The organism is Streptomyces cyaneus (assembly GCF_004028635.1).
In the GTDB taxonomy this organism is placed as follows: Bacteria; Actinomycetota; Actinomycetes; order Streptomycetales; family Streptomycetaceae; genus Streptomyces; species Streptomyces cyaneus.
Window position 1 is genome coordinate 218387 of sequence record NZ_ML138678.1, and the last position, 26487, is coordinate 244873.

Consider the following 26487-nt stretch of genomic DNA (forward strand, 5'->3'; position numbering starts at 1 on the left):
AAAGTGCCTTTCCTTATGGGTGGTGCGACCCCGTGATGGGTGCCACGGGGAGATCAGGGGGGAGGCTCAGACGGTCTTGCTCGTCGCCGTGGACGCCTTCAGCAGCCGCAGCTTCGGTGCCGCGCCCGAGTGGCCACCCCTGCGGTGCAGGGACCGGGCCGCGTAGTCGCCGGCGAACTGGATGAGCGAGATGACGACGGCCAGGATCGCGACGGTCAGCCACATCAGCTCGGTCTCGAAGCGCTGGTAGCCGTAGCGGATGGCGATGTCGCCGAGGCCGCCGGCGCCGACCGTGCCGGCCATGGCCGAGTAGCCGATGAGGGCGACGATCGTGGTCGTGGTGCTGGCGATCAGCGAGGGCAGGGACTCGGGTACGAGGACCTTGCGTACGACGGTCCAGGTGTTGCCGCCCATCGACTGCACGGCCTCCACGAGCCCGCCGTCCACTTCGCGGACAGCCGTCTCGACGAGGCGCGCGAAGAACGGGATCGCGCCGATCGCGAGCGGCACGATGGCGGCCTCGCGGCCGATCGTCGTCCCGGTGACCCAGCGCGTGAAGCTCATCAGCGCGACCATCAGGATGATGAACGGCATCGAGCGGGCGACGTTCACGATCTGCCCGATGACCTTGTTGGCGAGGACGTTCTGGAGCAGGCCGCCCCGGTCGGTGAGGACGAGGAGGATGCCGAGCGGGAGGCCGCCGACGACGGCGATGAGGGTGGACCAGCCGACCATGTAGAGGGTGTCCCAACACGCCTGCTCCAGCAGGGGCTGCATCTCGGACCAGGTCACTTGGCACCTTCCTTCAGCAGAACGGGCTCCTGGCCCAGTACGTCGATCTGCAGGCCCTGTTCGCGCAGGAAGCCGATCGGCACGACGTTGTCCTCGTAGCGGCCGGGCAGTTCGATGCGCATGCGGCCGACCTGGAGGCCGCCGACGGTGTCGATGGCGGCGCCGAGGATCGAGATGTCGATGTTGTAGGTGCGCGAGAGCTGGGAGATGACCGGCTGGGTGGCGGCCTCGCCCTGGAAGGTGACGTCGACGACGGTGCGGTCGTCGCCGGAAGCCTCGCCGCCCACCGGGAAGAGCGCGGAGGCGAGTTCGGAGCCGGGGGTCGCGAGCAGCTCGCTGACGGTGCCGGACTCGACGATGCGGCCCTGCTCCATGAGCGCGGCGGAGTCGCAGATCGACTTCACGACGTCCATCTCGTGGGTGATGAGCAGGACGGTCAGGCCCAGCTGCCGGTTCAGGTCGCGCAGCAGCTGGAGGATGGAGCGGGTGGTCTCCGGGTCGAGGGCGCTGGTGGCTTCGTCGGAGAGCAGCACCTTGGGGTCGCCGGCCAGGGCGCGGGCGATGCCGACGCGCTGCTTCTGGCCGCCGGAGAGCTGGGCGGGGTAGGCCTTGGCCTTGTCCGCGAGACCCACCAGGTCGAGGAGTTCGAGCGCCTTGCGGGAGCGCTCCTTGCCCGACTTGCCGAGGATTTCGAGCGGCAGCTCGACGTTGTCCTGGACCGTCCGGGAGGACAGCAGGTTGAAGTGCTGGAAGACCATGCCGATACGGCTGCGCGCCTGGCGGAGTTCCTTGCCGGCCCGGGGACCGCGTCCCGCGAGGGCCGTGAGGTCCTGCCCGGCGACGGTCACCGTCCCGGCGGTGGGGCGCTCCAGCAGGTTGACGCAGCGGATGAGCGAGGACTTGCCGGCGCCGGACTGGCCGATGACGCCGTACACCTCGCCTTCGCGGACGTGGAGATCGACGCCGTCGAGGGCGGTGACCTCGCGGCCGTGGGAGCGGTGAGCCCGGTAAATTTTCGTCAGGCCCGTTGTGGTGATCACTGGGGTTTCCGTCACTGTCGAGTGCGCGGCACGTCGTGGGTGCCGGGCACGTGGCGTTCGTGGTCGAAGGCAGCCAGAACGCAGCACGGTTCTCGGGGGCGCGGTGGAACCGGGGAGGAGAATCGTGTGCGCGGGGGCGGGGCTCAGTCCCGTACGCGGGGCGTACGCGTGGACATGAGCGGGCTCTCGCTTCGGGGCGCGAGGCGCGGGGTGGTGCAGGGGCCCTCTAGCAGGCGCACATTCGACACATACAACGAGCACCGGGCGTCATGGTCGCCTCGGTCGCAAAGGTGCGGCAGCTCGTCGTGGTCATGCGATCAGTAAACCAGACGTACGGTCCTTACCGACCGCCGCTGTCCGCATTCTGGACAGCAGCGGACAGGTGTCAGCCGCGTACGGAGATGTCGACTCCGGCGTCCGTGACCAGGGCGGACAGGGCCGACAGGTCCTGCACCACCAGGTCGGCATCGAGCTCGTGAGCCTGGTGGGTTGTGGTCAACGCCACGGTGGTCATCCCGGCGGCGCGACCGGCCGCCAGACCGGCGGGGGCGTCCTCGAAGACGACGCAGTGGGCCGGGTCGACGCCCAGTTCACGGGCGGCGAGGAGGTAGGGCTCGGGGTCGGGCTTGCCGCGCGTGATGTCGTCGGCGGTGACCATCGTCTTGGGGAGGACCTCGACCGCGTCGAGCCGGGCCTCGGCGAGGCGGCGCGTGGCGGAGGTCACGACGGCCCATCGTTCGGCGGGCAGCGAGTCGAGGAACGCCCTGGTGCCGGGGAGCAGGTGGACGCCGTCGTTCGGTACGTCCTCCACCTCCAGCGCCTCGATCCGCGCGAGGGCCTCCGGTACGACATCGGCGGGCAGCAGCTCGGCGACTATCTCGACGGCCGGACGCCCGTGCAGCTCGACCTTGCCGAACTCCTCCGTGACGCCGTACTCGTCGGCCCACCTCGCCCAACAGCGGTCCACGGAGGCGAGGGAGGAGACAAGGGTGCCGTCGTTGTCGAACAGGAGAGCGCGTGCATGGATCGTCATGGTCTAGACCCTACGGGGCCGCCGGAGTCCGGCGGACACGGCTCCGGGCGTCGATCATGGCCCGCGTGAACGCCGGACTCGTCGCCGACGAACCCGCCCGCCTGACCGCCGGGGCCGGGCGCATCAGGTCTTTTGGGCCGTATTAAGGTCGCTCCATGCTTGATGCCCTGACGCTGGTGACCGGTGTCGCCGCGCTGTTGCTCGCCGCCTGGTGCGGGTGGGCCGCGTACCGAGACCAGCCGACGAAGGACTGGCACTTCATCGGGATGGCCGTGGTGACGGTGCTGGCCCTGGTGCAGTTGGTGGTCGGGATCGTGCTGCTGGCGCGGGGCGAGAAGCCGGAGCAGGGCACGACGATCTTCGTGGCGTATCTGCTGGGCTCGTTCGCGTGCATTCCGGCCGCCGGCTTCATGTCGCTGGCCGAGCGGTCCAAGTGGGGTTCGGTGACGGTCGCCGCCGGCGGTGTGGTGCTGGCCGTGCTGGAGGTGCGGCTCTATGACATCTGGGGAGGCTGAGGTGGCCGTGACGCAGGAAAAGCCCACCATGACGCGGCTGATCAGCGGGCCCGGGATTCTGCTGGTGTGGCTGTACGGCGTGATGGTGGTCGGGGCGGTGTCGCGATCGGCGTACCAGATCGCGACGGAGTTCGACCGGGCGCCGCTCGCGTATGCGCTGTCGGCGGTGGCGGGGCTCGTCTACGGGTTCATCACGTACACGCTCGTCAGGGGCGGCGAGAAGGCCCGCAAGGCGGCGCTGGTGTGCTGCGCCGCCGAACTCGCGGGCGTCCTGATCGTCGGCACCTGGACCCTGGTGGAACCCTCGGCGTTCCCCGATGCGACCGTCTGGTCCGACTACGGCATGGGATATCTGTTCATCCCCGTACTGCTGCCGGTGTCGGCCCTGTACTGGCTCCGCAAGGCGCGCACCGTCAAGCGGTAGTGGCGTACGCCCCCGCCGGCTTCTCCAGGACGATCATCGGGACCCCGTCCGCCCCCTTCGACGTGCCCACCGCCTCGTAGCCCACCTTGCGGTACAGCCGCAGGTTGCCCTCGCTGCGGTGGCCCGTGAAGAGGCGGAACTTGGTGGCGCCCCGCTCCTCCGCCAGGGCGGACTCGGCCGCGCGGAGCAGTCGTGCGCCGATGCCGTGGCCCTGGAGACGGGGGTGGACGCAGAGCTTGCCGATGGCGGCGGCGCCGTCCGCGGTGACGCTGCCACGGACCGAGCCGACGACCTCCTCGCCGAGCCGCGCCACGAAGACACAGTCGCCGGCGACCTCCGCGCGCACCGAGTCCAGGGATTGGACCAGCGGGTCGATGCGGTAGTTGCCGTACAGCGCCGCCTCGCTCTGGAAGCACAGGTACTGCAGCCTGAAGATCTGCTCCGCGTCCTGCTCGGTCGCCGCAGAGATGGTCACGCTCATGCCCATGTGCGCACGCCTCCCGCTCACCTGATCGCCTGTTGTTCCTCACTCCTATCCCCGCACTCCGCGGGCCGCAACCTCCGGTGTGAGCAATCGACGCAGACATCCCAGGCATCTGGAACGTTCCGGGCCGAGACTGCCCTGTGAGATACCCAACTCCCCCGCGATTTCCCGGTATGTCAGGTCGTTCGGGGAGAGCAGGGCCTCCATGAGGCGGGGGCAGCGGCCGGGGAGGCGGCGTACCGCTTCACGCAGGGCCCGGCGGCGGGCGGAGGCGAGGGCGAGGTGTTCGGGGTCGTGACGCTCGCTGTCGGCGGCGGGCTCGCTCTCGTACGGCTGTTCTCGTCGCGTCGTACGACGGCTTCGGCGGGCCTCGGAGCGGACGGCCCGGCGCAGCCAGCCCTGCGGGTCCACGGGTGGGCCGTCCGAGTCGAGGTGTTCCAGGAGACGGAGCCAGACCGCCTGTTCCAGGTCGCCCGGATCCGTTCCGCAGGCGGGTGCCTCGGCGGAGGCCTCAGCGAGCAGCAGCGGGCGCAGGGCGGCAACGAGGTCGTCCGTCATATGCGGCACGACGCGGCCGCCCGGGCACAGGGTTGCCCGGGCGGCCGACAGTCACCCCAACCGGGGCGTGGCGCTCAGCCGTTGACGAAGTCCTCGCGGGCCAGCACGCCCGTGTCCGGGTTGTCGGTGAAGACGCCGTCGATGCCGGTCGCGAAGTAGACCTTGTAGGCGCCGAACACGTCTCCGTAGGCGTCCGCGTCGGTGCCCTTGCGGAAGCTCGCGGGGAGGAAGGGGTTCTCGTTGCGCATGGTCCAGGGGTGCAGGACCAGGCCGACCTTGTGCGCGTCGCTCACCAGCGTGGTGGGCGTGGTGAGGTTGCCGCTCGCGTCCTTCGGGATGACCAGGTCCAGGGTGGGGCCGATGCCCTGGGCGTAGGAGGCGATCTCGCGCAGGCCGGCCGGCTTGACCAGGTCGGCGACGGTGCGCGGGTCGCCCGTCTCGACGAAGTCCCAGGGGCGGGTGGCCGGGCCGGAGAGCAGGACCACCAGCGGGTTGTCGACCAGCTTGTTCAGGCGCTGGATGCTGGTCGGCTCGAAGGACTGGATGATGACGGGCGAGTTCCGCTTGTCCTTGCCGTGCTTGTGCAGCACCTTGGCGATCCGCTCCTCCAGGGCGAGGCCCTGCTTGCGGAAGTAGGTGGGGTGCTTGAGCTCGGGGTAGATCCAGACCTGCTTGCCGCGCTTACGGCTCTGCTCGTCCTGCCACTTCAGGACCTCCTCGAAGGTGGGGATCTCCCAGCGGCCGTTGTAGAGGGTGTTGTGCGGACGGTTGGCCGGGATGCGCTCGATCGCGCGCAGGGTCTTCAGCTCGGCGAGCGTGAAGTCCTCGGTGAACCAGCCGGTGGTGGAGACACCGTCGAGGAGCTTGGTCTTCTTGCGGTCGGCGAACTCGGGATGGTCCGCGACATCGGTCGTGCCGCCGATCTCCGGCTCGTGCCGGCAGACGAGGTGGCCGTCCTTGGTGGGGACCAGGTCACCCGCCTCGACGATGTCGGCGCCCATGTCGAGGGCCAGCTGGTAGGAGCCGAGGGTGTGCTCGGGGCGGTAGCCGCTGGCGCCGCGGTGGCCGATGATCGTCGGCTTGGGCAGGCTCTTCAGTCCACCTCCACCGCTGCCGCCGTGCCGGGCCTCGGCTGCTCTGGCCGTACCGGACAGCCCGAGGACCGCTCCGCCCGCGCCGAGCACGGCCGCGCCGAGAAGCATCCGCCGTCCGGTTACGCCCGCCTGCTCGTTCTCCTGGGTTCCCATGAGGGCCCTCCCTGACCTTCCGACCATTCAGTGCGCGCCGATCGTAGGTGCGCCTCCATGACGGATGGGAGACCTCCGGCCGAACTCGCGGGTGACGCTGAATGTCGTACGGGAAAGGTGGGGTGACGGCCCGTCGGAATGGGTCCGGCGGTGCGGGGAACGCGTCGGGTAGGCCCTCGGGGCGATGTCCGTCACATCATGGCGGGGGCGTTACGCACCGCCCACGCCGCGCCACCGCAGGTAAACGTACGTCAACAGTGCGTAAGGCCTCGGTGAAGTCGGCCCACCCGATGTGCGGGACCCGGGGAACCGCGAGTATCGTCCTCACCTGCACATACTCATACCGAATCCCTTGACACCGGAGGGCCCGTTGTCCCGCTTCGCGCTCATCAAGGCAATGCTCGGACCGATCATGCGCCTGATGTTCCGCCCACAGGTGGAGGGCGCGGAGCACATCCCGGGCGACGGTCCGGTCATCCTGGCCGGCAACCACCTCACGTTCATCGACTCGATGATCCTGCCGCTGGTCTGCGACCGTCAGGTTCTCTTCATCGGCAAGGACGAGTACGTCACCGGCAAGGGCCTCAAGGGCCGCCTGATGGCGTGGTTCTTCACCGGCGTCGGCATGATCCCGGTCGACCGCGACGGCGGCCGGGGCGGTGTCGCGGCCCTGATGACCGGGCGCCGCATCCTGGAGGAGGGCAAGGTCTTCGGCATCTACCCCGAGGGCACGAGGTCGCCCGACGGGCGGCTGTACCGGGGCCGCACCGGCATCGCACGCCTGACGCTGATGACCGGGGCGCCGGTCGTCCCGTTCGCCATGATCGGCACGGACAAGATCCAGCCGGGTGGGGCGGGGATGCCCCGGCCTCGTAAGGTGACGGTCCGCTTCGGCGAGGCCATGGAGTTCTCCCGGTACGAAGGGATGGACCGGGACCGTTACGTGCTGCGGGCGGTCACCGACTCGGTGATGGCCGAGGTCATGCGGCTGTCCGGGCAGGAGTACGTGGACATGTACGCGAGCAAGGCCAAAGAGGCGGCGTAGCGCCGTTCGAGTTCTCAGGTACGGCGGCTGCGGGTGATCTGTGGTTGCTCGTGCCCACGCGGCGGAGCCGCAAATCGATACAGCCCCGCGCCCCCTAAGCGGCGTTGTCCAGCCGTTGGCCGCGGAGGAGGAACCACGCTGCCACTGCCGCAGTGAGCAGCACCGCCGCGCCTACGCCCGACGCCAGCGCCAGGCCGTCCACGAAGGACTGGCGGGCCGCGTCCAACATCGCCTCGGACGTCTGCGCGGGCAACCCCGCTGACGCCTCCACCGCGCCGCCCAGTGACTCGTGTGCCTCCGCCGGGGTGCCCGCCGGGCCGGTGAAGTCCCGGTACACACCGGTCACGATCGAACCCAGTACGGCGATGCCCAGAGCGGCGCCCAGCTCGTACGCCGTCTCGGACACTGCGCTCGCCGCGCCCGCCTGCTCCTTCGGCACGCTGGAGAGGATCACGTCCGACGTCACCGTGAACGAGAACCCGGCGCCGACGCCGACCACCAGCAGGGCGGCCCCGAGCAGCGGGTAGCCCGTCGAGCGGTCGATCACCGTGAGCACGGCCAGGGCGAGGCCGATCGCCGCGAGGCCGCCGGAGACGACGGCCCGTACCGAGAAGCGGCGGGCCGCGCGGCCGGCGAGCAGGCCGGCCACCACCGCGCCGATCGCGGCGGGCAGTTCGGCCAGACCCGCCTCGAACGGCCCCCTGCCCTGCACGAGTTGCAGGAACTGGGAGAGGAAGAACACCAGGCCGGACAGGCCGAGGATGGTCAGCAGGTCGGCGAGCACCGCGCCGCTGAAGCCGCGGTGGCGGAACAGCCGCATGTCCAGCAGCGGGGTCGGCAGGGTGAACTGGCGGCGGACGAAGCCGTACAGCGCGGCCGCGCCCAGCAGGCCCGCGGCGAGCGTGGGCCACGTGAAGCCGTGGGTGGCGGCCTCCTTCACGGCGTACACGATGCCGACCATGCCGATGAGCGACAGTGCGACGCTGACCAGGTCCCACGGGCCGGAACTCGGGTTTCGCGATTCGGGCAGCAGCTTGATGCCGACGAGGACGAGGACCACCATCACCGGCAGGTTGATCAGGAAGACCGAGCCCCACCAGAAGTGTTCGAGCAGGAAGCCACCGGCGATCGGGCCTATGGCCGTACCGGCGGAGGCTGTCGCGCCCCAGATGCCGACGGCGAGGCTGCGTTCGCGCGGGTCGTGGAAGAGGTTGCGGATCAGGGCGAGCGTGGCGGGCATCAGGGTGGCGCCCGCGACACCGAGCAACGCCCGGGCCAGGATCATCAGTTCGGGTGTCGTCGCGTAGGCGTTGAGCACGGATATCGCGCCGAACGCGGTGGCGCCGAGGAGCAGGATCCGCTTGCGGCCGATGCGGTCGCCGAGGCTGCCCATCGACACCAGCAGGCCTGCGATGACGAAGGAGTAGACGTCGCCTATCCACAGCAGCTGGGTGCCGGAGGGCTTCAGGTCCTCGCTGATGTAGGGGGTCGCGAGGCCGAGGACGGTCGCGTCCACGGCCACCAGCAGCACGGCGAGCACGAGGACGGACAGCGCGAGCCAGCGGCCCGGGCGCTTCACCGCCTCGGTCGTGGTCGCCGGCTGCAGGGTGCTGGTCATGATTCCTCTCTTCTGAGCGCGCCGCCGAGCAACAGCTCGACGATCATGTGGTGGAAGTCGTTGGGGGCGACCTTGCCGCTCTGCACGACCCAGGCGCCGGAGGCGAGCAGCCCGAACAGGGCCTCGGTGAGCCACGCGGGCGTGAGGTCGATCCGGAACTCGCCGCTGTCCTGTCCGCGCCGGAACAGCGCGGCGATACGGCCGTCGATCCTGGACCAGCCCTCGTGCTGCTCCTCGCCCTCGAACAGTTGGTTCTCGGTGTAGAGGAAGGCGAGGAGTCCGGCGGCGGGCTCGATCTCGCGGACCATGCGGCGTACGGCGTCACTCGCCGCCCCCTCGTCCAGCCGCGCCGCGTCCACCGCTGCCTCGCACTCCGCGATACCGAGCGCCTCCAGCGCCCGCACGAGCGCGTCGCGCCCGGCGAAGTGCCGGTGCAGCGTGGCCCGGCTGATCCCGGCCGCCTTGGCGACCTCGTCCATGGTCGCGGTGGATTTGCGGGTCAGCAGGGCTGCGGCACTGCGCAGTACGTGGTCACGATCGACGGCCATGAGACAACCATAGCCCATGTGAGACATTGATGTCTCATACTGGGCGTGTGTGACTCACACCCACGACTCTTCCCTTGATCAGTGGCGCGTCAGCGGCGCGCGTCAGTGCCAGGGCAGCTGCCCGCGCCGCTCCCAGTACGCGCCCGGCTCTTCCACCAACGCACCGAGCCGTTCCAGCTGGCCCTCGTCGAGGTCGACCACGGCGGCATGCAGGTTGGACGCGAGCTGTACGGTCGTCGCGGCGCCGGAGAGGACCACGCCGGCCCAGGGCTCGCGCAGGATCAGGGCGAGGGCGACGGCGTCGCAGCCCAGAGACGTTTCTTCGGCTACGGCCTTCAGCGCGTCCGGGGCGTACGGGTCCGCGAGTCGCCCGTTGGCCATGCCCTCCTTGACGATCACCGTGAGCCCGGCGTCGTGGGCCTCGGCGAGGGCGGGGCCGGCCGAGGTCTCCAGGGCGTTGTAGGTCGACTGGACGGTACGGAAGAGGGGCTCGCCGTCGACTGTCACGGCGAGCGCGGCGCGGATCGCGTCGGCCTGGGCGGGGCCGCTGGTGGAGAAGCCGATGGCGAGGCCCTGGGCGGCGGCCTCGGCCAGCCTGGCGTGGAGGTCCTTGTCGGTGAGGGCGGGGCTGTCCGGGGTCACCGAGTGGATCTGGTACAGGTCGAGCCGGTCGCCGAGGAGGGCGTCGGTCTCGGCGCGCTGGCGCTCGTACGTCGCCAGGGTGTGGTCCTTGACCTCGTGCTTCTCGGCGTCGGTTGTCCAGCCGGCGGTGTAGGTGTAGCCCCACTTGCTGCCGACGACGATGTCGTCGATGTCGGGGCGGGCGTGCAGCCAGTCGGCGAGGAACTCCTCGGAGCGGCCGTAGGAGCGGGCCGCGTCGAAGTAGCGGACGCCCTGGGCGTAGGCGGCGTCGAGGAGTTCGTGGGTGCGGGTGCGCAGGGCGTCGACGGTGCGCTCGGCCGGGAGGTCCTCCTCCCGGCCGAGGTTGATGTACCCCGGGCGGCCCACGGCGGCCAGGCCGAGTCCCAGATGCGCGGTCGGCGTGGTCGTGGCGGCCAGACGGCTGAACGGCATGGCGGGCTCCGTGCACGGTCGACGGACGGGTGACCCGCACCAATCTACCGACGCCCGTCCGCCTCGGCCCGGACGGACGCGGCGGCTCAGCCCGCGCTGACGCAGCGCGGCCCGAAGGCCGGGTCGGCAGGACCGCTGCGCCCGAGGGCGTTGAGCACCCATTGCTGCACCAGCGGGGACTTGGGCGCCTGGTCGTGCTCGGTGAGGTCGAGCGGACAACGGTCCTGAAGCAGGACGTTGGTGACATAGGAGGCGGGCCCGCTGAGGAAGGAACTGGTGTACGGCAGCACGACCTCGTCGTACTTGGTGGCGATCGCCGTGTAGTCGGGGCCGACCGGGGTCTCCGGGGCGGAGTTGAGCTTCTGGAGGAGGCCCGAGCCGGCGGTCTGGTCGACGCAGGAGGGGCAGAGAGTGGCGCCGGCCACGAGGGCGAGCGGGTTGGTGGTGCCGTGGTTGGAGGGCACGATGCCGACGAGGTCGTCGACCTTGGTCGCGCCGCCCAGGAACTTGACGTAGTAGCGGGGCATCATGCCGCCCTGGCTGTGGCCGACGATGTCGGCCTTCTTGGCCCCGGTCGCGCCGAGCACGGCGTTCACGAAGTCGCGCAGTTCGGCCGCCGAGTCCGGGATCGGGGCGGTCTCCAGGTCCCCGTAGTCGAAGGAGAAGACGCAGTATCCGGCGTTCGCCAGGGCGGGCGAGAGGGTCAGCCAGTTCTCGTACGAGGTCTTGAAGGTGCCGTTCACCAGGACCACGGGCTGCGGATGGGCCGAATCCGGCTTGCAGGACCAGTCGTTGGCACCGGGCGGCGGAGTGCCGGCGGCGCTCGCGGGGGCCATGAGACCGAGGGCGCACAGGGCGGCGGTCGCGGCGGCGGCGAGGAGGAGGCGGGCGGTTCGTCTTGTGCGTCTCGCGCGCATGATGTCCCTTTCATGCTCGACCATGATCGACCGGCGTTCGGCAATGTCGACCGGGAACCGGAATACTTACTTCCGAGTAGGGGGAAGTCAATGATTCGGCCAGTGGCCGAATCCTTTCCGTTACCGGGCGCGCCGGGACAGCACGAAGGGCCCGGACGCGATGTCCGGGCCCTTCTGTCGACCGGGGATGCTAGGCGCGCTTGGCCGTGGCCCACTCGTGCTGGGCCGCCACGTCCGCCTTGATCTCCGCCAGTTGGACGGCCACCGCACTGGGTGCCGTGCCGCCGCGACCGTTGCGGGAGGCCAGGGCGCCGGGGACGTTGAGGACCGAGCGGACCTCGGGCGTGAGGTGGGACGAGATCTTCGCGAACTGGTCGTCCGTCAGCTCGTCCAGTTCCTTGCCCTCGGACTCGGCGACCTTGACGCACTCGCCGGCGACCTCGTGCGCGACCCGGAAGGGGACGCCCTGCTTGACCAGCCACTCGGCGATGTCGGTGGCGAGGGAGAAGCCGGCCGGGGCCAGTTCCTCCATGCGCTCGCGGTTGACGGTGAGGGTGGCCATCATGCCGGTGAAGGCGGGGAGCAGGACCTCCAGCTGGTCACAGGAGTCGAAGACCGGCTCCTTGTCCTCCTGGAGGTCGCGGTTGTAGGCGAGCGGCAGGGCCTTGAGCGTGGCCATCAGCCCCGTCAGGTTGCCGATCAGGCGGCCGCTCTTGCCGCGCGCCAGCTCCGCGATGTCGGGGTTCTTCTTCTGCGGCATGATCGACGAGCCGGTAGAGAACGCGTCGTGCAGGGTCACGAAGGAGAACTCCTTCGTGTTCCAGATGATGATCTCCTCGGCGATCCGGGAGAGGTTCACGCCGATCATCGCGGTGATGAAGGCGAACTCGGCGACGAAGTCACGGGACGCCGTGCCGTCGATGGAGTTGGCGGCGGACCCGTGCTCGAAGCCGAGGTCCTTCGCCACCGCCTCCGGGTCCAGGCCCAGGGAGGAGCCGGCCAGGGCACCCGAGCCGTACGGCGAGACCGCCGTGCGCTCGTCCCACTGGCGCAGCCGCTCCGCGTCCCGGGTCAGCGACTGGACATGGGCCAGGACATGGTGGGCGAAGAGCACCGGCTGGGCGTGCTGGAGGTGGGTGCGGCCGGGCATCGCCACGTCCGGGTGGGCCTCGGCGAGGCCGATGAGCGCGTCCTGGAGATCGGCGATCAGGCCGCCGATGATGCGGGCGCGGTCCCGGAGGTACATCCGGAAGAGGGTGGCCACCTGGTCGTTCCGCGACCGGCCCGCGCGCAGCTTGCCGCCCAGGTCCGGGCCGAGGCGCTCCAGCAGCCCGCGCTCCAGGGCGGTGTGGACGTCCTCGTCGGCGATCGTGCCCACGAAGGAGCCGTCGGCGACATCCGCCTCCAGCTGGTCGAGCCCGGCGATCATCCGGGTCAGCTCGTCCTGCGTGAGCAGCCCCGCCTTGTGCAGCACGCGCGCGTGGGCACGCGAACCGGCGATGTCGTACGGTGCCAGCCGCCAGTCGAAGTGGACGGACGCGGACAGCTTGGCCAGGGCCTCGGCGGGACCGTCGGCGAAACGGCCGCCCCAGAGCCGGACGTCACCGCTGTTGCTGCTCACTTGCTGCGCTCCTCGGGAGGGTCTGCGTGTGTGGCACCGCCTCCCCGTGGCGTGAACGGGGAGGCGGTCGTCAGGCTAGTGCGCGCTCACCACACATTGACATGCATGAGTATGCAGAGGACTGCATGATTCGTCAATTCCGGCGGACCGCGGTAGGAAATTTGAAGATCCTTTGAACACGGGAAACCGCTTACTCGTATCTCTCGCCGAACGCAGGCGCCGCGTTCGGAAACGACGACACCCCCGAACCCGAGTGAGGCATCCGCATGTCCAGGGCTCTTCCGAAGTACAACAAGCGTCGCGTCACGTTCATCGGCGGCGCCGCCGCGGTAGCGCTGTCCGGCACGGTGATCGCCGGCTTCGCCCTCGCCGGGGAGACGACATCGTCTTCGAAGAGCGCCGGCACCAACGCCCGGACGCTGGCCGGTCCCGGCACGATCTCCTGCCCCGACGTGAAGTCGAAGCTGCCCGCGGTCCCCGCCACCGCGAAGGCCGAGGTCGACCGCAACCTGGCCCTGCTCAACACCCAGATCCAAGAAGCCAACAAGCGGCTGGTCGACACCGTGGGCCAGGGCGGGCCCAACTTCGTCCAGAACGCCATCCTCGGCCCCCTGAAGGACAAGCGGGTCGCGACGGTCAACCGCATCGCGACGGCCATCGGCCGCACGGCCGCCAAGCCGCAGGGCCTGGACGCGCTGGCACCCTGCACCCTCAACGCCAACGGGAACGCGGCTGCCGCGACCCCGAGCGCGACGCCCACCAAGCAGGCCGGTGGCAACACGGGGAACACCGGTAACACGGGCAACACCGGGAATGCGGGCAACGCGGGCAACACCAACGCCGCCGGCACCATCTCCTGCCCGGACGTGAAGTCGAAGCTCCCGGCGGTCCCCGCCACCGCGAAGGCCGAGGTCGACCGCAACCTCGCGCTGCTCAACACGCAGATCCAGGAGGCCGACAAGCGCCTCGCCTCCTCGGTCGGCCAGGGCGGGCCCAACTTCGTGCAGAACGCCATCCTCGGCCCGCTGAAGGACAAGCGGGTGTCGACGATCGACCGCATCGCCATCTCCATCGGCCGTACGGCGGCCAAGCCCCAGGGACTGAACTCCCTGGCCGCCTGCACGCTCACCAAGTGACGTGACGGACAGCCGTGGCCGCCCCGTCGGCACGCCGGCCGGGGCGGCCACGGCGACGCCTGCCGAACGAATGCCACAATTCGTTAGACAGGCGAAAGAGTTGCACCCATAATCGTTAGACATGGGAAAGACCTATGAACGCATAGACGGCAGGCTGCGCACCTTCATCGAGGCGCAGCCCCTCTTCTTCACCGCGACCGCCCCCCTCTCCGGCGACGGCACGGTCAACCTCTCCCCCAAGGGCCTCAAGGGCTCCTTCGCCGTCCTCGACGAACTCACTGTCGCCTACCTGGACTTCGCCGGCTCCACCGCGGAGACGATCGCGCATCTGCGGGAGAACGGCCGGATCACCCTGATGTGGTGCGCGTTCCAGGGCCCGCCCAACATCGTCCGGGTGCACGGCCGCGGCGAGGCGGTGCTGCGTGACGACCCCCGCTTCAAGGAACTGCTGAGCCACTTCCCGGACATCGATCCGAGCCTGCACGGCCTGCGGGCGATCATCGTCGTGACGGCCGACACGGTCCGTGACTCCTGCGGCTACGCGGTGCCCTTCATGACGTACGACGAGGACCGCGATCTGCACGCCAGGCGCTTCGCGCGCGAGGACGACGCCTCGCTCAGCGCGTACTTCGCCAACAAGGAGCACATCGCGACGAGCCTGGATGGCCTACCCGGGCTGCCGTTGCCGCTGCCTCCGTCTAGCGTCTGAGCCATGCGCCCCGGTGTCGTCGCCCTCGCGTCCGCCTCCCTCCTCGTGCTCGGCGCCGCGCCGGGCGAGGGGCCACCGCGACCGCTGCCCGCGCGCATGGCCGACACCGGGGGCGGTACCCAGCTGATCACCGCGGTGGCACCGAGGACCGCCTCGACGTCCGGGACGGTCACCTGGTGGGACCGGGTCGACGGGCAGTGGGTGAAGGCCGGTTCGGCGCCGGCCCGCTTCGGGGCGAAGGGGCTCGTCGAGGGGGCCGAGCGCAAGCAGAGCACGAACACGACGCCCACGGGGCTGTACGGGCTGCCGTACGCCTTCGGTGTCGAGGCGGCGCCGCGCGGGACGGCGTACCAGTACCGCCGCGTTCACAAGGACTCCTGGTGGTGCCAGGACAACGACTCGCGTGCCTACAACCGCTGGACCGAGCCCCTGGCGCGCGACTGCCGGGGCGCCGAGTCCGAGCACCTGATCTCGTACGGGGCGCTGTACGCGCACGCGCTCGTCATCGCCTTCAACTACGAGCGTCCGGTGAAGGGGCGCGGGGCCGGGATCTTCCTGCATGTGAAGGGGCGCGGGGCGACGGCCGGTTGTGTGTCGGTGCCCAAGGACGCGATGAGGCGGATCCTCAAGTGGGCCGATCCCCGGCAAAAACCGCACATCGCGATCGGGACGGCGAACGGCACCACGGCGATCACCCGGTACTGAGCAAGTAATGGCCAAGTACTGAGCGAGCACCGAGCCGGTACTACGCGAGCACCGAGCAATCCCCACTGAACACACGGACCTCCCCGCACGTATCTCTGGGCCAAGGGACCACGCCCATCACGCACTCCCCTTGCTCCCGTCCCCGGAGGAACCGTGACCACCACGCTCGCAGGCGGCCGTGCCGCCCGCCGCCAGACGATGCGCCGCATCCGCCCGCGCCGATCCCCGGCCGTCCCGCTGGTGATCGCCCTATGGGCGGGCGCGGCGGCGGTGCTGTGGCTGTGGTGGGACAACACGCCGTCCCTCGCGGACAACACCGCCAAGATCCTCGCCGCCGGGCGGATCACCGGACTGCTGGCCGGATATCTCATGGCGCTGGTGGTGCTGCAGATGGCCCGGGTGCCCGCGCTGGAGCGGCGGGTGGGCTCGGACCGGGTCGCGCGCTGGCACGCGATGAGCGGTCGTTACACGATCTGCCTGGTCATCGCGCATGTCTTCCTCACCATGTGGGCGTACGCGCTCCAGGCCGGCAAGACGCTCGGCGATGTGGTCCAGCAGACGATCGACTCGGTCAACACGCTGCCGGACATGGGCAAGGCGGCCATCGGCACCGGGCTGCTGTTCTTCATCGCGTTCATCTCGATCGGGGGGATCCGCCGCCGGATCCCGTACGACACCTGGTACCACGTGCACCTGCTCACCTACGCGGCCGTGTATCTGACGTTCTGGCACCAGATCACCACCGGCAACGAGTTCGCCGTCGAGCCGTCCGCGAAGACCTTCTGGTACGGGCTGTACGGGGTCGTGACCGCACTGGTGGTCTGGTACCGGATCCTCACCCCGATCCGCCTCAACCTGCGGCACCGGATGTATGTCGAGGCGGTCATCGAGGAGACGCCGGGCATCGTGTCGGTGCTGATCGGCGGGCGCAAGCTGCACCGTATGGGCGCGGAGGCCGGGCAGTTCTTCCGCTGGCGGTTCAAGGCACCGGGCATGCGGTTCAGCTCCCACCCCTACTCGCTGTCGGCGGCGCCCCGCCCCGACATGCTGCGGATCACCGTCAAGGCGATCGGCGACCACACCTCGCGGCTGCGCGACCTGAGGCCCGGCACCAAGGTGTGGGCCGAGGGGCCGTACGGCGCGATGACCGCCCAGCGCCGCAGCCGGGGCAAGGTGCTGCTGGTGGCGGGCGGCGTCGGCATCACGCCGATGCGGGCCCTGTTCGAGACGCTGCCCGGCGCGTCCGGCGACATCACCCTGCTCTACCGGGCCAACAGCACCCAGGACCTGGCGCTGTGGGACGAGCTCGCGGCCATCGCCGACGAGCGCGGTGCCCGGCTGATGTACGCGGTCAACAGCCCGGACGGCGAGCGGCCGGACATCTCGGCGGAGCGGCTGCTCCAGAAGCTGCCCGACATCGACAAGCACGACGTGTTCATGTGCGGGCCGGCCGGCTTCGCGCAGTCCGTCTACGAAGCACTGCGCGGCGCGGGTGTGCCCGCCCGCCGCATCCATCACGAGTCGTTCGAGATGTGAGCGACGGGACTCAAAAGACTTCAGGAGCTGTAGGAGCCATGAGGAAGAGTCACCCCATCCGGCGTGTCGTGCTGGCCGGTGCGGCCACCGTGTCCGGGATCGTGCTGCTGCTGTCGCTGAAGCCGGCGACGGACCCGGCCTCCGCGCAGGCGGCGGGCGGCGCGGCACCACCCGTGGCGGCACAGTCGCCGCAGGGCGGCGCCCAGGCGGCCGGCAACGGCACGGTCACCGGTGACGCGGCGCAGACCCAGTACGGGGCCGTGCAGGTCCGGCTGACCGTGGCCAACGGGAAGATCACCCGGGCGGAGGCCGTCCAGGCACCCAAGGGCGGCCAGAGCGACCAGATCACCGCGAACGCCGTACCCAAGCTCAACCAGGCGGCGGTCGCAGCGCAGAGCGCGAGCATCGACGCGGTGTCCGGGGCGACCTACACCAGCGCCGGGTACAAGGAATCCCTCCAGTCGGCCATCGACAAGGCGAAGGCGAGCGCCGGTTCGTCGCAGGGCTCGGGGTCACAGGGCTCCGGATCGCAAGGGTCCGGATCGCAGGGTTCGGGTGCCGCCCAGGCCCGTACCGTCACCGGCAGTGTCGCCCAGACCCAGTACGGGCCGGTCCAGGTCCGGATCACGGTCAACGGCGGCAAGATCACCAAGGCCGAGGCGGTCCAGACGCCCAAGGGCGGCCAGAGCGACCAGGTCACCGCGAACGCCGTACCGAAGCTCAACCAGGCAGCCGTGGCGGCGGGCAGCGCCGACATCGACGCGGTCTCCGGAGCCACGTACACCAGCGCCGGCTACAAGGAGTCCCTCCAGTCGGCCCTGGACCAGGCCGGTGGCTGACACGGTGGCGGAACCGGCAGAAGCTCCCGCCGCGGTACGTCATGCGGAGGAGGTCATGGGGACGGTCTTCTCCTTCGACGTCCGCGGCGGGGAACCCGGTGCCGTCAAGTCGGCACTGGAAGAGGCGGTCACCGCACTGCACCGGGTCGACGAGGTGTTCAGCACCTACCGCGACGACAGCCAGGTCTCCCGGCTGGCGCGCGGTGAGCTGACCGTCGAGCGGTGCGATCCGCAGGTCGCCGAGGTGCTCGAACTGGGCGCCGAGGCGGAGCGGCTCAGCGAGGGCTGGTTCAGCACGTCGTACCAGGGCCGCCTCGACCCGACCGGCATCGTCAAGGGCTGGTCCGTCGAGCGCGCGGCCCGTCGCCTGGCGCAGGTCCCCGGCGTGACCGGCGTGAGCGTCAACGGCGGCGGCGACGTCCAGCTGCTGGGCGTGCCGGGGGCACAGCGGCCCTGGCGCGTAGGAGTCTCCGACCCCCTTCGCCCGGGCGGCCTCGCGGCGGTCATCTCCGCCGCCGGCCTCGACGAACTGGCGGTCGCCACATCCGGCACCGTGGAACGCGGCGCCCACATAGTCGACCCCCGCACCGGCCGATCGGCGGTGACGGACCTGGTGGCGGTGACGGTGGTGGCCCCCCAACTGACCTGGGCGGACTGCTGGGCGACGGCGGCTTTCGCGATGGGTTCGCGACAGGGTCTGCGCTGGCTGGAGTCGCTGCCGGGGGTGGAGGCCCTACTGATCACAGCAGGGGATGAAGTCCGCTGCACAGGAGGCCTGGCCTCTCGACTGGGCTGACTGCCACCCCTCAAGGGGCGCGGGGAACTGCGCGACCAGCCACAACTCACCCGCAGTCGGCGAACGACCGCCACCACCCCACTCAGTGGCCGTTCTGCGCCAACCTCAGCAAGTGATCGGCCAAGGCCTGACCCCCCGTAGGATTCCGGCTGATCAGCAGCAACGTATCGTCACCGGCAATCGTGCCGAGAATGTCCTGCAGCTCGGCCTGATCAATGGCCGAGGCCAAGAACTGCGCGGCCCCCGGAGGGGTACGCAGGACCACGAGGTTCGCGGAAGCCTCCGCGGAGATCAGCAGCTCCTGGGAGAGCCGCCGCATCCGCTCCTCCTTGGCCGACTCACCCAGCGGCGCACGGGGGGTCCGAAAACCCCCCTCACTGGGCACCGCGTAGATCAGATCGCCCTCGTTGTTACGGATCTTCACCGCGTTGAGCTCGTCCAGATCCCGGGAGAGCGTCGCCTGGGTGACGCTCAACCCGTCATCGGCGAGCAGCTTCGCCAACTGGCTCTGCGACCGCACCGGCTGCCGGTTGAGGATGTCCACGATCCGGCGGTGACGTGCGGTGCGGGTCTGCGGCACGGCGGGCCCGGCGGCCCCGTTCGCGTCGTTGTGCCCGTGGTCCTGCGCATGACTCATCGTCGTCTCATTCTCCGGATCATCCGTCCCCGTCGGCCTCGTCGTCGGCCCCGTCCAGGATGCCGGGCAGCGCCTGAAGAAGCGCCTCCACTTCGTCGTCACCGAGGTTCAGCGGCGGCATGAGCCGTACGACATCGGGGGCGGGCGCGTTCACCAGGAAACCGGCGTCCTGAGCCACCTGCTGCACCTTGGCGGCGAGCGGCTCGGTGAGCACGATACCCAGGAGTAGTCCCGCGCCCCGGACATAATCGATCAACGGGTGGCCCAGCGCCTCGATCCCGTCCCGCAACTTCTCGCTCTGCCGCTTGACGTTCTCCAGCAACCCGTCGTTCGCGATGGTGTCCACAACGGCCAGTCCCGCGGCACACGCGACCGGGTTGCCGCCGAAGGTCGTCCCGTGGTGACCGGGCTGCAGCAGCTCCGCGGCCCGCCCGAAGGCGACCGTCGCCCCCAGCGGCAGCCCGCCGCCGAGCTGCTTGGCGAGCGTGACGACGTCGGGCAGCACGCCCTCGTGGGCCTGGTACTCGAACCAGTGCCCGGTACGGCCGATGCCGGTCTGCACCTCGTCGAGGACGAGCAGCGCACCGCTGGCGGCGGTGATCGCCCGCGCCGCCTTCAGATAGCCGGCGGGCGGGACCACGACGCCGTTCTCGCCCTGGATCGGCTCGATGATCACCAGGGCGGTCTCCTCCGTCACCGCCGCGGCCAGCGCCTGCGCGTCGCCGTACGGCACATGCGTGACGTCGCCGGGCAGCGGCAGGAACGGGTCCTGCTTGGCGGGCTGGCCGGTGAGCGCGAGGGCGCCCATCGTGCGGCCGTGGAAGCCGCCCTCGGTGGCGACCATGTGGGTCCGCCCGGTCAGCCGGCCAATCTTGAACGCGGCCTCGCTCGCCTCGGCGCCGGAGTTGCAGAAGAAGACCTTGCCGTCCCGGCCGAAGAGCTGGAGGAGCCGTTCGGCGAGGGCGATGGTCGGCTCGGCCATGAAGAGGTTGGAGACATGGCCGAGGGACGCGATCTGCTTGCTGACGGCCTCGACGATCGCGGGGTGGCCGTGGCCGAGCGCGTTGGTCGCGATGCCGCCGACGAAGTCGACGTACTGCTTGCCGTCGGCGTCCCAGAGCTTCAGGCCCTCACCGCGCAGGAAAGGCAGCCTCGGGGTGCCGTAGTTGTTCATGAGCGAGCCCTGCCACCGCTGGGTCAACTCTGCGTTGGTCGCGGTGCCCGTCATCCGGCATCCCCCTCTTGCGCGTCCGGCACGACCATCGTGCCGATGCCTTCGTCGGTGAAGATCTCCAGCAGGATCGAGTGCTGGACCCGGCCGTCGATGACGCGGGCGGTGTTGACGCCGTTGCGCACGGCGTGCAGGCAGCCCTCCATCTTCGGCACCATGCCGGAGCTCAACTCCGGCAGCAGCTTCTCCAGTTGGGAAGCGGTGAGGCGGCTGATCACCTCGTCGGAGTTGGGCCAGTCCTCGTAGAGGCCCTCGACGTCCGTGAGGACCATGAGGGTTTCGGCGCCCAGAGCAGCAGCGAGTGCCGCAGCCGCCGTATCAGCATTGACGTTGTAGACATGTCCGTCGTCCTGGCTACGGGCGATCGACGAGACGACCGGGATACGGCCGTCGGCGAGCAGGGCCTCGATCGCGCCCGTGTCGATCTCGGTGATCTCGCCCACCCGCCCGATGTCGACCAACTCGCCGTCGATCTCGGGCTGGTGCTTGGTGGCGGTGATGGTGTGCGCGTCCTCGCCGGTCAACCCCACGGCCAGCGGGCCGTGTTCGTTGAGCAGGTTGACCAGCTCCCGCTGGACCTGCCCGGCCAGCACCATCCGTACGACGTCCATGGCGTCCTCGGTGGTGACGCGCAGGCCCGCCTTGAACTCGCTGACGATGCCGTGCTTGTCGAGGGCGGCGCTGATCTGCGGTCCGCCGCCGTGCACGACGACCGGCTTGAGGCCGGCGTGGTGCAGGAAGACGACGTCCTGGGCGAACGCGGCCTTCAGGTCCTCGTCGATCATGGCGTTGCCGCCGAACTTGATGACGACGGTCTTGCCGTTGTGGCGGACCAGCCAGGGCAGCGCTTCGATGAGGATCTGGGCCTTGGGGAGCGCGGTGTGCTTGCGCGCGGGTGAGTTGGTCATGAGGAGTAGGCGCTGTTCTCGTGGACGTAGTCGGCGGTGAGGTCGTTGGTCCAGATCGTGGCGGTCTCGGAGCCGGCGGCGAGGTCGGCGACGATGTGCACCTCGCGGTAGCGCATGTCGACCTTCTCGCGGTCCTCGCCCACGCCGCCGTTCTTGCACACCCAGACGCCGTTGATGGCGACGTTGAGCTGGTCCGGCTCGAAGGCGGCGGACGTCGTGCCGATCGCGGACAGGACACGGCCCCAGTTGGGGTCCTCGCCGTGGATGGCGCACTTGAGGAGGTTGTTGCGGGCGATGGAGCGGCCCACCTCGACGGCGTCGTCCTCGGTCGCGGCGTTGACCACCTCGACCTTGATGTCCTTGCTGGCGCCCTCGGCGTCCCGGATCAGCTGCTGTCCGAGGTCGTCGCAGACGGCCCGTACCGCCTCGGCGAACTCCTCGTACTCCGGGGTGACTTCGGCGGCGCCGGAGGCGAGCAGCAGCACGGTGTCGTTGGTCGACATGCAGCCGTCGGAGTCGACGCGGTCGAAGGTGACCTTGGTGGCGGCGCGCAGTGCCTTGTCCAGTACGTCGCTGTCGAGGGCGGCGTCGGTGGTGAGGACGACGAGCATGGTGGCGAGGCCGGGCGCGAGCATGCCGGCGCCCTTCGCCATCCCGCCGACCGTCCAGCCGTCCTTCGTCACGACGGACGTCTTGTGCACGGTGTCGGTGGTCTTGATGGCGATGGCGGCCTTCTCGCCGCCGTGCTCGGAGAGCTGGGCGGCGGCGGTCTCGACACCCGGGAGCAGCTTGTCCATGGGCAGCAGCACACCGATGAGGCCGGTGGAGCAGACGGCCACCTCGATGGCACCGCGGCCGAGCACCTCGGCCACCTTCTCGGCGGTGGCGTGGGTGTCCTGGAAGCCCTTGGGTCCCGTACAGGCGTTGGCGCCCCCGGAGTTGAGGACGACCGCGGAGACCTGACCGCCCTTCAGGGCCTGCTCGGACCACAGCACCGGTGCGGCCTTGACGCGGTTGGAGGTGAAGACGCCCGCGGCGGATCGGCGGGGCCCGGTGTTGACCACGAGGGCCAGGTCCGGGTTGCCGTTCTCCTTGATTCCGGCCGCGATGCCCGCGGCCGTGAATCCCTTTGCTGCCGTGACACTCACGGTGCGACTCCGATCGTGGAAAGCCCGGTGTTCTCGTGAAACCCGAGGGCGATGTTCATGCTCTGGACGGCGCCGCCGGCCGTGCCCTTGGTCAGGTTGTCGATGGCGCTGATCGCGATGATGCGGTTCGCGGCGGCGTCGAATGCGACTTGCACCTGAACGGCGTTCGAACCGTAGACGGACGCCGTGGCCGGCCACTGCCCCTCGGGGAGGAGGTGGACGAAGGGCTCGTCGGCGAAGGCTTTCTCGTACGCGGCGCGGACGGAGTCCGCCGTGACGCCGGGGCGCGCGCTCGCGGTGCAGGTGGCGAGGATGCCGCGGGGCATCGGCGCGAGGGTCGGCGTGAAGGAGACGGAGACCCGCTCGCCCGCCGCCGCGCTGAGGTTCTGGATCATCTCGGGCGTGTGCCGGTGGCCGCCGCCGACGCCGTACGGCGTCATGGAGCCCATGACCTCGCTGCCCAGCAGATGCGGCTTGAGCGCCTTGCCCGCGCCGGAGGTGCCGGAGGCGGCGACGATCACGGCCTCGGGCTCGGCGAGGCCGGCGGCGTAGGCCGGGAAGAGGGCGAGCGAGACGGCGGTCGGGTAGCAGCCGGGTACCGCGATGCGCTTGGACCCCTCCAGCGCGGCGCGGCCACCCGGCAGTTCGGGCAGGCCGTACGGCCAGGTGCCGGCGTGCGGGGAGCCGTAGAACGTCTCCCAGTCACCCGCGTCCTTCAGCCGGAAGTCGGCACCCATGTCGACGACCAGCACATCGGGGCCGAGTTGCTCGGCGACGGCGGCGGACTGTCCATGGGGCAGGGCGAGGAAGACGACATCATGCCTCCGGCCCTGCCCGGCCAGTACCTCGGCCGTGGTCTCCTGGAGCACGCGGTCGGCGAGGGGCAGCAGGTGCGGCTGCAGCGCACCGAGCCGCTGCCCTGCGTTCGAGTTCCCGGTCAGGGCCCCTATCTCTACCTCGGGGTGCGCCAGGAGCAGACGCAGCAGTTCCCCGCCCGCATATCCACTCGCTCCGGCCACTGCCGCACGTACCGCCATGGAATCCTCCTCCTAGACGGCATGACTATACGTTTCGATGCACGTTTATGCAATCTGGGCGAGTGGGTATGCACGGAGACTTGTGGCGCGGCTTTCGTCGGCTGCCGTCAGAGGCGTGCCTCGGTGTTTCGGTGCCTCGGTCACAGGCTCGCAAGGAGGTCGTCGAGGGGCGCCGGTACCTGGTCGTGGTCCAGGGCTTCGACGAGGAGGTGGCCGTAGCGGATCTTGCGGCCCTTCTTCGTGCCGAGGAAGCGCCGCAACTGCTGCTGCCGGGGCCGGCCGTGCTGGGCGGGCTGGCGCAGGAAGGTCTGCCAGGCGCGGTGGTCGCCCTCGGTGCGGACGATCTCCTCGACCCGTGCCGTGCCCAGCGCGCGGATGAGCTCGTCCTCCAGGTCTCGCACGCACACGAAGAAGGCCGAGTGCGACGCCGCCCGGGCCCGCTGCAGGGCGCGGTCGTAGAAGCGCTGCTCGCCCTCGTCGCACAGTCCTGCCAGGCGCAGGCCGAGGCCGGACGGGCCGAGGAGGCCGGTGTAGCGGCCGACGCTCATCGCCCCGCCCATCGCCACGACGCACACGCCCTCGGCGGCCAGGTCCCGGCCACGCCGTGCGGCCAGCGCCTCTACGGCCGCGAGGTCACTCGGCCCTTCCAGCAGCACCGCAGTGCGCACCCCCAGCCGCACAGCCAGATCACTCGCAGCCTCGCCGGGGCCGCCGGCCGCCCAGCCGTGGACCTCGTCCCGGAACGCTCGCATGTCGGCCATGAAGCGAGTCTGCACCTCCGGCCGAAGGCAGGGCACGGATTATTCGGCACCCTCGGCGGAAGGACGAAGGTAGGGTCCCGCGCATGTGGGAGGGACTCGACGCGGTCGACTGGGCGGCGCTGAAGCACAACTACGGGTCGGCGCAGGACATACCCCCTCTGCTGCGCCGCTGCGCGGGCCCGGATCCTCAGGACGCGGAGGCGGCGGCGGACGACCTGCTCAACCTGCTCTTCCATCAGGGCGGCTGGATCTGCCCCGCCGCCGCGGCCGCGCTGCCCTTTCTGCTGCGGCTGGGAGCACGGCCGGAGATTGCGTGCCGACGCACGGTGCTGGAGATCGTCTCGGTGCTGGCGGCGGAGGCCGGGCGGGTCGAGGAGCGGTTCCTGGCCCCGGGTTGGGCGGCGGCCTGGGAGCGGGCGCTGCCCGAGGTGCTCGCCCTGCTGGCCGACCCCGAGGCCGAGGTCCGGCGGGCGGGCGCCGACATCGTCGCCGGCTGTCCGAGCCCCGGGAAGGCCGTCCTGCCCGCCTTGCTGGAGCACTGGCGGACCGACAGCGACCTCGCGACCCGCCTCGACCTCGTCGTCGCCCTCGGCTCGGCGGTCCGGCGGGAGCCGGTGGGGCGCCGAGGCACAGAGGCGCACTCCCTGCTGCGCGGGCTGCTGAGCGATCCCGAGCCACAGCTGCGCGCGGCGGCGGTGCACGCGCTGGCAGCGGACGAACCCGAGCTCGCCGAGCGCCACTTGGACCTGCTGCTGGACGCCGTCCGGGATCCCGGCGTGGAGGTGTGGCGGCACACCAGTGCGGTGGGGGGTGGGCCGCGGGCCGTCCAGTACCGGGTCGGCAAACTGTTCACCGATTCCCCGGCCTCGTTCACCTCGTACGTGCTCGGCCTGCTGTCCGATCTCCCCCAGCCTCAGCCTCGAACGGACTCGGTCGGCGGGACCCCCCTCGACGAGGAGTGCCGGATCGGCGCCCTCGCCCAGGCGGCCGAGCTGCTGCGCCGCTGGCGCTCGCCGACCGCTGAGCTGGTGCCGGCCGTCGCCGCGCGGCTGGCGGACCCGAGCGCCGAGGTCCGCTATCTGGCGACCGAACTGCTGGCCTGCCTCGGAACGGCGGCCGCCGACTGTGCCGACGCGGTCGCCGAACTGCTGGACGACACCGGCAGACGCGGCACCCGCAGGGGCGAGAGCGTCGCCGACGCGGCCCTGTGGGCGCTGGCCCGGATGAACGACGCGCGGTGTGTGCCGGGACTTGTCGAGCGGGTGGCCGGAGCGCCGTCGACCTTCTCCAGGTACGGCATCCATGCCGGCGGGAACCACTTCCCCACCCTGCCCGCGCTGCACGAAGTGCTCGCTCTCCTCCCGCACCACGCCGACCGGCTGCTCCCGGCGGTCTGCCAGCGGCTCGATGCCACCGAGGACGCACACGAGCGCTCCCGCCTGTGCGAGGTCCTCGCCGACTGGGGGCCCGGCGCGCGGACGGCCGTACCCCGACTGGTCCGGCTGCTGGAGCACGACGGGAGCTGGTCGGCGGCGGCGACGGCGCTGGGAGGCGTCGGGGCGGCGGACGACGCGACGCGAGAACTCCTGCTCGCGCGGTCGGCGGATCCGGGGGACGGTGACGCGACACTCGCCGCCTGGGCCTACTGGCGGACGGGAGGCGCGCCGGGACGGGCCCTGGAGGTGCTGGGTCCCGTCATCGCCGGGGACGGCGTCCGCCACCCCCATCTGCGCAGGCTGGCCGACCTCGGCCCGCACGCCGCGGGCCTCGCGGACCGGCTGCGCGCGCTGGCCCGGACCGGGGACGAGTGGACGAGCGTCGAGGCGGCGCACGCGCTGTGGGCCGCGACCGGCGACACCGAGGTTCCCGTCCAGGCCCTGGTGACGGCGGTTCGCGGGCTGGCGGAGGGCCGCTACCTACCGGTCATGCTCCCCGCGGTGCGCCACCTGACCCGGATCGGCGGGCCGGCCCGGCCCGCCGCCCGTCTCCTGCGCGAGGTCCCGGACCTCGACCGGCGTCTGCACTACTTCAGCGGCTGGCGCGGCTTCGAGACGGACGAGTCGATCCGCGCGGCGATCGGCGAACTGCTCGCCGCGGCCGGCTGATCGTCCGCACCCGCAGGCGCGGG

27 protein-coding genes are annotated in these 26487 nt (G+C 70.6%); 10 read left to right on the forward strand and 17 right to left on the reverse strand.

The genetic code is table 11. The features are described from left to right. Nucleotides 1–66: 66 nt before the first annotated feature. The 3 genes from EHO50_RS01010 to EHO50_RS01020 form a co-directional block, all read right to left on the reverse strand. The gene (locus tag EHO50_RS01010) at nucleotides 67–792 is read right to left on the reverse strand and encodes a methionine ABC transporter permease (protein ID WP_128427870.1); all 726 of its coding nucleotides are present in this window, start codon (nucleotides 790–792) and stop codon (nucleotides 67–69) included. Beyond that, a complete protein-coding gene (locus EHO50_RS01015; protein WP_164904720.1) occupies nucleotides 789–1832 on the reverse strand; it encodes a methionine ABC transporter ATP-binding protein in 1044 nt (347 codons plus the stop codon). Before EHO50_RS01015 ends, EHO50_RS01010 begins: the two co-directional genes overlap by 4 nt. A gap of 385 nt (nucleotides 1833–2217) precedes the next feature. Continuing rightward, nucleotides 2218–2865, reverse strand: a complete 648-nt coding sequence (locus EHO50_RS01020; protein ID WP_128427871.1) for an HAD-IA family hydrolase — start codon at nucleotides 2863–2865, stop codon at nucleotides 2218–2220. 155 nt (nucleotides 2866–3020) lie between these two features. Between EHO50_RS01020 and EHO50_RS01025 the strand changes: the two genes are divergently transcribed. Together EHO50_RS01025 and EHO50_RS01030 are read left to right on the forward strand one after the other, a co-directional pair. Beyond that, nucleotides 3021–3380, forward strand: a complete 360-nt coding sequence (locus EHO50_RS01025; protein ID WP_128427872.1) for a hypothetical protein — start codon at nucleotides 3021–3023, stop codon at nucleotides 3378–3380. A gap of 1 nt (nucleotide 3381) precedes the next feature. Then, nucleotides 3382–3804 carry a hypothetical protein gene (locus EHO50_RS01030; RefSeq protein ID WP_128427873.1) on the forward strand — a complete coding sequence of 141 codons (423 nt, stop codon included), beginning with the start codon at nucleotides 3382–3384 and terminating at the stop codon, nucleotides 3802–3804. On the opposite strand, the gene EHO50_RS01035 is transcribed toward EHO50_RS01030, so the two are convergent. The 3 genes from EHO50_RS01035 to EHO50_RS01045 form a co-directional block, all read right to left on the reverse strand. Next, a complete protein-coding gene (locus EHO50_RS01035; RefSeq protein WP_128427874.1) occupies nucleotides 3794–4291 on the reverse strand; it encodes a GNAT family N-acetyltransferase in 498 nt (165 codons plus the stop codon). The genes EHO50_RS01030 and EHO50_RS01035 overlap by 11 nt on opposite strands. Before the next feature lie 45 nt (nucleotides 4292–4336). Then, nucleotides 4337–4846 carry a sigma-70 family RNA polymerase sigma factor gene (locus EHO50_RS01040; protein WP_128427875.1) on the reverse strand — a complete coding sequence of 170 codons (510 nt, stop codon included), beginning with the start codon at nucleotides 4844–4846 and terminating at the stop codon, nucleotides 4337–4339. A gap of 74 nt (nucleotides 4847–4920) precedes the next feature. Beyond that, a complete protein-coding gene (locus EHO50_RS01045; protein WP_128427876.1) occupies nucleotides 4921–6093 on the reverse strand; it encodes a glycerophosphodiester phosphodiesterase in 1173 nt (390 codons plus the stop codon). A 370-nt stretch (nucleotides 6094–6463) separates the two neighbouring features. Here EHO50_RS01045 and EHO50_RS01050 point away from each other — a divergent pair, with 370 nt between their 5' ends. Then, nucleotides 6464–7138, forward strand: a complete 675-nt coding sequence (locus EHO50_RS01050) for a lysophospholipid acyltransferase family protein (protein WP_128427877.1) — start codon at nucleotides 6464–6466, stop codon at nucleotides 7136–7138. A gap of 94 nt (nucleotides 7139–7232) precedes the next feature. Here the strand turns inward: EHO50_RS01050 and EHO50_RS01055 are convergent, their stop codons facing one another. From EHO50_RS01055 to argH, 5 genes are all read right to left on the reverse strand, one after another. Further along, nucleotides 7233–8756, reverse strand: a complete 1524-nt coding sequence (locus EHO50_RS01055; protein ID WP_128427878.1) for an MFS transporter — start codon at nucleotides 8754–8756, stop codon at nucleotides 7233–7235. Then, nucleotides 8753–9304, reverse strand: a complete 552-nt coding sequence (locus EHO50_RS01060) for a TetR/AcrR family transcriptional regulator (RefSeq protein WP_220096409.1) — start codon at nucleotides 9302–9304, stop codon at nucleotides 8753–8755. The genes EHO50_RS01055 and EHO50_RS01060 overlap by 4 nt, the downstream gene beginning before the upstream one ends. Nucleotides 9305–9406: 102 nt before the next feature. Beyond that, a complete protein-coding gene (locus EHO50_RS01065; RefSeq protein WP_128427880.1) occupies nucleotides 9407–10378 on the reverse strand; it encodes an aldo/keto reductase in 972 nt (323 codons plus the stop codon). 86 nt (nucleotides 10379–10464) lie between these two features. After that, nucleotides 10465–11295, reverse strand: a complete 831-nt coding sequence (locus tag EHO50_RS01070) for an alpha/beta fold hydrolase (RefSeq protein WP_246100981.1) — start codon at nucleotides 11293–11295, stop codon at nucleotides 10465–10467. A 190-nt stretch (nucleotides 11296–11485) separates the two neighbouring features. After that, the gene (argH, locus tag EHO50_RS01075; RefSeq protein ID WP_128427882.1) at nucleotides 11486–12916 is read right to left on the reverse strand and encodes an argininosuccinate lyase; all 1431 of its coding nucleotides are present in this window, start codon (nucleotides 12914–12916) and stop codon (nucleotides 11486–11488) included. A gap of 266 nt (nucleotides 12917–13182) precedes the next feature. Here argH and EHO50_RS01080 point away from each other — a divergent pair, with 266 nt between their 5' ends. The 6 genes from EHO50_RS01080 (at nucleotide 13183) to EHO50_RS01105 (ending at nucleotide 18637) form a co-directional block, all read left to right on the forward strand. After that, a complete protein-coding gene (locus tag EHO50_RS01080) occupies nucleotides 13183–14052 on the forward strand; it encodes a hypothetical protein (RefSeq protein WP_128427883.1) in 870 nt (289 codons plus the stop codon). A 121-nt stretch (nucleotides 14053–14173) separates the two neighbouring features. Further along, a complete protein-coding gene (locus EHO50_RS01085; RefSeq protein ID WP_128427884.1) occupies nucleotides 14174–14761 on the forward strand; it encodes a pyridoxamine 5'-phosphate oxidase family protein in 588 nt (195 codons plus the stop codon). Between the two features lie 3 nt (nucleotides 14762–14764). After that, nucleotides 14765–15466 carry a L,D-transpeptidase family protein gene (locus EHO50_RS01090; RefSeq protein WP_128427885.1) on the forward strand — a complete coding sequence of 234 codons (702 nt, stop codon included), beginning with the start codon at nucleotides 14765–14767 and terminating at the stop codon, nucleotides 15464–15466. Between the two features lie 153 nt (nucleotides 15467–15619). Then, a complete protein-coding gene (locus tag EHO50_RS01095; RefSeq protein ID WP_164904722.1) occupies nucleotides 15620–17002 on the forward strand; it encodes a ferredoxin reductase family protein in 1383 nt (460 codons plus the stop codon). A 38-nt stretch (nucleotides 17003–17040) separates the two neighbouring features. Further along, a complete protein-coding gene (locus EHO50_RS01100) occupies nucleotides 17041–17841 on the forward strand; it encodes an FMN-binding protein (protein WP_128427886.1) in 801 nt (266 codons plus the stop codon). Continuing rightward, nucleotides 17834–18637, forward strand: coding sequence for an FAD:protein FMN transferase (locus tag EHO50_RS01105; RefSeq protein WP_246100982.1), 804 nt, complete (start codon nucleotides 17834–17836; stop codon nucleotides 18635–18637). The genes EHO50_RS01100 and EHO50_RS01105 overlap by 8 nt, the downstream gene beginning before the upstream one ends. Nucleotides 18638–18719: 82 nt before the next feature. Here the strand turns inward: EHO50_RS01105 and EHO50_RS01110 are convergent, their stop codons facing one another. The 6 genes from EHO50_RS01110 to EHO50_RS01135 all read right to left on the reverse strand — a co-directional run bounded on the left by EHO50_RS01110 (nucleotide 18720) and on the right by EHO50_RS01135 (nucleotide 24359). After that, nucleotides 18720–19274: an arginine repressor gene (locus EHO50_RS01110; protein ID WP_128427887.1), complete on the reverse strand. Its 555-nt coding sequence runs from the start codon at nucleotides 19272–19274 to the stop codon at nucleotides 18720–18722. A gap of 19 nt (nucleotides 19275–19293) precedes the next feature. Then, nucleotides 19294–20502: an acetylornithine transaminase gene (locus EHO50_RS01115; RefSeq protein WP_128427888.1), complete on the reverse strand. Its 1209-nt coding sequence runs from the start codon at nucleotides 20500–20502 to the stop codon at nucleotides 19294–19296. Continuing rightward, nucleotides 20499–21413 (reverse strand): acetylglutamate kinase, encoded by a 915-nt coding sequence (gene argB, locus EHO50_RS01120; protein ID WP_128427889.1) that lies wholly within the window; start codon nucleotides 21411–21413, stop codon nucleotides 20499–20501. Before argB ends, EHO50_RS01115 begins: the two co-directional genes overlap by 4 nt. Continuing rightward, complete coding sequence (gene argJ / locus EHO50_RS01125; RefSeq protein WP_128427890.1) at nucleotides 21410–22561, reverse strand: bifunctional glutamate N-acetyltransferase/amino-acid acetyltransferase ArgJ; 1152 nt, start codon at nucleotides 22559–22561, stop codon at nucleotides 21410–21412. Before argJ ends, argB begins: the two co-directional genes overlap by 4 nt. Beyond that, on the reverse strand, nucleotides 22558–23598 hold the full coding sequence (gene argC / locus EHO50_RS01130; RefSeq protein WP_128427891.1) for an N-acetyl-gamma-glutamyl-phosphate reductase: 1041 nt from the start codon (nucleotides 23596–23598) through the stop codon (nucleotides 22558–22560). Before argC ends, argJ begins: the two co-directional genes overlap by 4 nt. A 140-nt stretch (nucleotides 23599–23738) precedes the next feature. Beyond that, nucleotides 23739–24359, reverse strand: coding sequence for a TOPRIM nucleotidyl transferase/hydrolase domain-containing protein (locus tag EHO50_RS01135; RefSeq protein ID WP_128427892.1), 621 nt, complete (start codon nucleotides 24357–24359; stop codon nucleotides 23739–23741). Between the two features lie 83 nt (nucleotides 24360–24442). On the opposite strand from EHO50_RS01135, the gene EHO50_RS01140 reads away from it, so the two are divergent. Continuing rightward, a complete protein-coding gene (locus tag EHO50_RS01140; protein ID WP_128427893.1) occupies nucleotides 24443–26464 on the forward strand; it encodes a hypothetical protein in 2022 nt (673 codons plus the stop codon). Nucleotides 26465–26487 lie beyond the last annotated feature (23 nt).